Below are 2,697 nucleotides of genomic sequence, written 5' to 3' on the forward strand. Positions count from 1 at the left end.
CACCGAGCCGGTCGGCCTCAGCCAGCCCACGGTCTCGCACCACCTGAAGATCCTCACCGAGGCGGGCATCCTCTCGCGTTCGAAGCGCGGCACGTGGGCGTACTTCCGCTTGGTGCCGGGTGCGCTCGAGGCGATCGCGGCACCGCTCGTCAACGTCTGAGGCTGCGCCCGAAGCGCGCAAGGAACGTCGACACCGCCTCGTCGGCGATGCGATCGAGCTCGTCGTCGTCGTACCGCCGTGACGTCCCCTCGAGCGTGAGTCGGTTGAGCGGAACGGCGATCACCAGCCAGGTGAATTGCTCTGCGGCGGTGTGCGCGGGCTCGGCGTGCAGCACGCCGCGCTCCGAGAGCACGGAGAACGCGTTCGCGAGTGCGGTGATGTTCCGCTCCCAGCTGCGCTCGACGTAGTCGGAGGCGATGGCGGGGAAGCGGGCGGCCTCGGCCGCCACCAGCGTGCGCATCTGCAGCACCGCCGGAGACAGCACCCCGCGTTGCAGCACGCCTGCGAGCTGTCGCAACTGCGCGATGGGATCGTCGGCCGTCGACAGGGCATCGGTGTGCGGCTTCATCGCATCGCGCCCCCGCTCGACCCAGTCGGAGACCACAGCGGCGAACAGCTCGTTCTTCGACGGGTAGTCGCGGTAGAGGGAGGCCTTCGAGATGCGTGCGGCCGAAGCGACCGCGTCCATGGTCGTTCCGGCGAAGCCGTGCGAGAGGAACTGCGCCCTCGCGATGTCGAGCAGTGCAGCGCCGGCCGTTCCGCGTGGCCGGCCGAGGTGGCGCGCTTCGCTGGTGCCCATGAACCTCCGATTTAGTACTTGACAGTACTTTACATGGCCGCCTACGGTGTAACTAAAGAACCCAGCAGTACTAAAATCGGAAGGGTCGGGTCTTGGTCTTCCTCGGAATCGCGACCGCGGCTGTGGCCGCCTTCGTCCTCAGCTCCGTCTACTACATCGTGGCGCCGAAGGCTCCGCCGGCCTCCGCCGAACGCGGCAGCGCCCGCGATGAACGCCCGAAGCCGTGGCAGATCCTGCTCGAACTCGTGCGCAGCGCCATCGTCGCCGGTCTGGTCGCGGGCCTGATGATCACCGCCGGCTGGTCTGGCGCCTGGGCCGGTGCGCTGCTCGGCCTCTCGCTCTTCGCACTGCCGCTCGTGCTGCTCGCCGGGTCGGTGCAATGGGAGAAGGTGCCGGTCTCGACCGCCGCGCTCCACGCCGGCGACTGGCTGCTCAAGCTCGTGCTCGTCGGCGTCATCGTCGGCGTGTTCGTCTGAACCAGGAGAAAGGACATCCCATGACCAGCAAGGCAGGGCCGCTCGACATCACGTTCAACGCCGTGCTCGGCAAGGTGCAGGAGGGAGACACCTGGACCTGCGTCAAGCTGCCCGACTCGGCCGCGATCTTCGGCACCCGCGGACTCGTCAAGGTCGCCGGCACCGTCGACGGGGTTGAGTTCCGGAGCTCGTTCATGGCGCTCGGCGACGGCACCCACAAGCTGCCGATCGCCGCCGACCTGCGTCGTTCGATCCGGAAGACCGACGGCGACGAGGTCACCGTGCACCTGACCGAACGCCTCGGGTGACGAGGCGAGACCAGTGAGCGGATGCCCCGGCGCGCTGCCGGGGCATCCGCTCTCTGTCGGCTGAGCCTGCCGACTCAGTCAGCCGGTGCGATGTTGTGGTTGCGGCGGAACACGTTGCCCGGGTCGACCTGCGACTTGATGCGGCGCAGGCGCTCGAGCGTCGCGGGCGGGTACATCGACGCCGTGACCTCTGGGCCGTACTCGGCCGAGAAGTTGCCGTAGGCGCCGCTCGTGAACGCGAGGGCGGCATCGCTGCCCGCCTTCACCGCCGCCAGCTGCTCGGGCGAGGCATCTGCCGCGAGCACGCCGTTGACGATCAGCAGCGCCTCGGCGTCGCGGTGGGCGACCGCCGTCGCGTCGGGCGCGACGCGGGAGAAGGCGCCGCCGAGTGCGCGGAGCAGCACCATGGTCGGCACCTCTCGGGCGTAGGCGGCCGCGATCGCGTCGAGCGCCGCGTCGGACAGGTCGGGCACGAAGCCGTTGCCGCCGACGAACAGGAACGGCGGGCGACCCGGCGGCGCGTCTTCGAGCAGCTCGCCGTAGGCGACCGGGGCGAGTGACACCTCCACGACCGACGGGAGCGCGAGCAGCGGGGCGAGGAGTTCGTGGAGCCTGGCCTCGTCGCCCTTCAGTGCGACGCCGAGCTGCGGGCCACCGGGCATCTCGGGCCCGAACGGCGGCAACAGCATGAGGGAGGAGTTCAGCTCGTCGGGCCCGGCCCGCATGACGTCGCGCCACGCGCGGAGCACCGCGGGCACGTCGGAGCGGTCGAACCGCACGAGCCCGCCGACGAGTCCGTCTGCGGGGATCGCCTGGAAGACGAACCGCGTGGCCACGCCGAAGTTGCCGCCGCCGCCGCGGATCGCCCAGAAGAGCTCGGGGTGCGAGGTCTCGTTGACGGTCAGCACCTCGCCGGCCGCGGTGACGAGTTCGACCTCGCGGAGCGCGTCGATGGCGAGGCCCTGTTCGCGCACGAGCCAGCCGATGCCGCCGCCGAGCGCGAGGCCGCCCACGCCGACGTCGCGGGTGTCGCCCGAGCTCACGCCCAGCCCGTGCGGCCCGAGCACGGCGGCGACATCGCCCCAGCGGGCACCGCCGCCCACGGTGACGGCG

The 2,697-nt window shown here is 70.7% G+C and carries 5 protein-coding genes; 3 read left to right on the plus strand and 2 right to left on the minus strand.

Going from position 1 to position 2,697, the window contains the following annotated elements:
• Positions 1-160, plus strand: a 160-nt coding sequence (locus VIP82_RS04130) for an ArsR/SmtB family transcription factor (protein WP_331906022.1), incomplete at its 5' end; no start/stop codon positions are given.
• On the opposite strand, the gene VIP82_RS04135 is transcribed toward VIP82_RS04130, so the two are convergent.
• Positions 150-800, minus strand: coding sequence for a TetR/AcrR family transcriptional regulator (locus tag VIP82_RS04135; protein WP_331906018.1), 651 nt, complete (start codon positions 798-800; stop codon positions 150-152). The genes VIP82_RS04130 and VIP82_RS04135 overlap by 11 nt on opposite strands.
• Before the next feature lie 92 nt (positions 801-892).
• Between VIP82_RS04135 and VIP82_RS04140 the strand changes: the two genes are divergently transcribed.
• The gene (locus VIP82_RS04140) at positions 893-1,276 is read left to right on the plus strand and encodes a DUF1761 domain-containing protein (RefSeq protein ID WP_331906019.1); all 384 of its coding nucleotides are present in this window, start codon (positions 893-895) and stop codon (positions 1,274-1,276) included.
• 20 nt (positions 1,277-1,296) lie between these two features.
• Positions 1,297-1,584: a DUF1905 domain-containing protein gene (locus VIP82_RS04145; protein WP_331906020.1), complete on the plus strand. Its 288-nt coding sequence runs from the start codon at positions 1,297-1,299 to the stop codon at positions 1,582-1,584.
• A 74-nt stretch (positions 1,585-1,658) separates the two neighbouring features.
• Here the strand turns inward: VIP82_RS04145 and VIP82_RS04150 are convergent.
• Positions 1,659-2,697: FAD-binding oxidoreductase (locus VIP82_RS04150; protein ID WP_331906021.1), on the minus strand; the 1,039-nt coding region annotated here is incomplete at its 5' end.

This window comes from Microbacterium sp. (assembly GCF_036566905.1).
Taxonomy (GTDB): Bacteria; Actinomycetota; Actinomycetes; order Actinomycetales; family Microbacteriaceae; genus Microbacterium.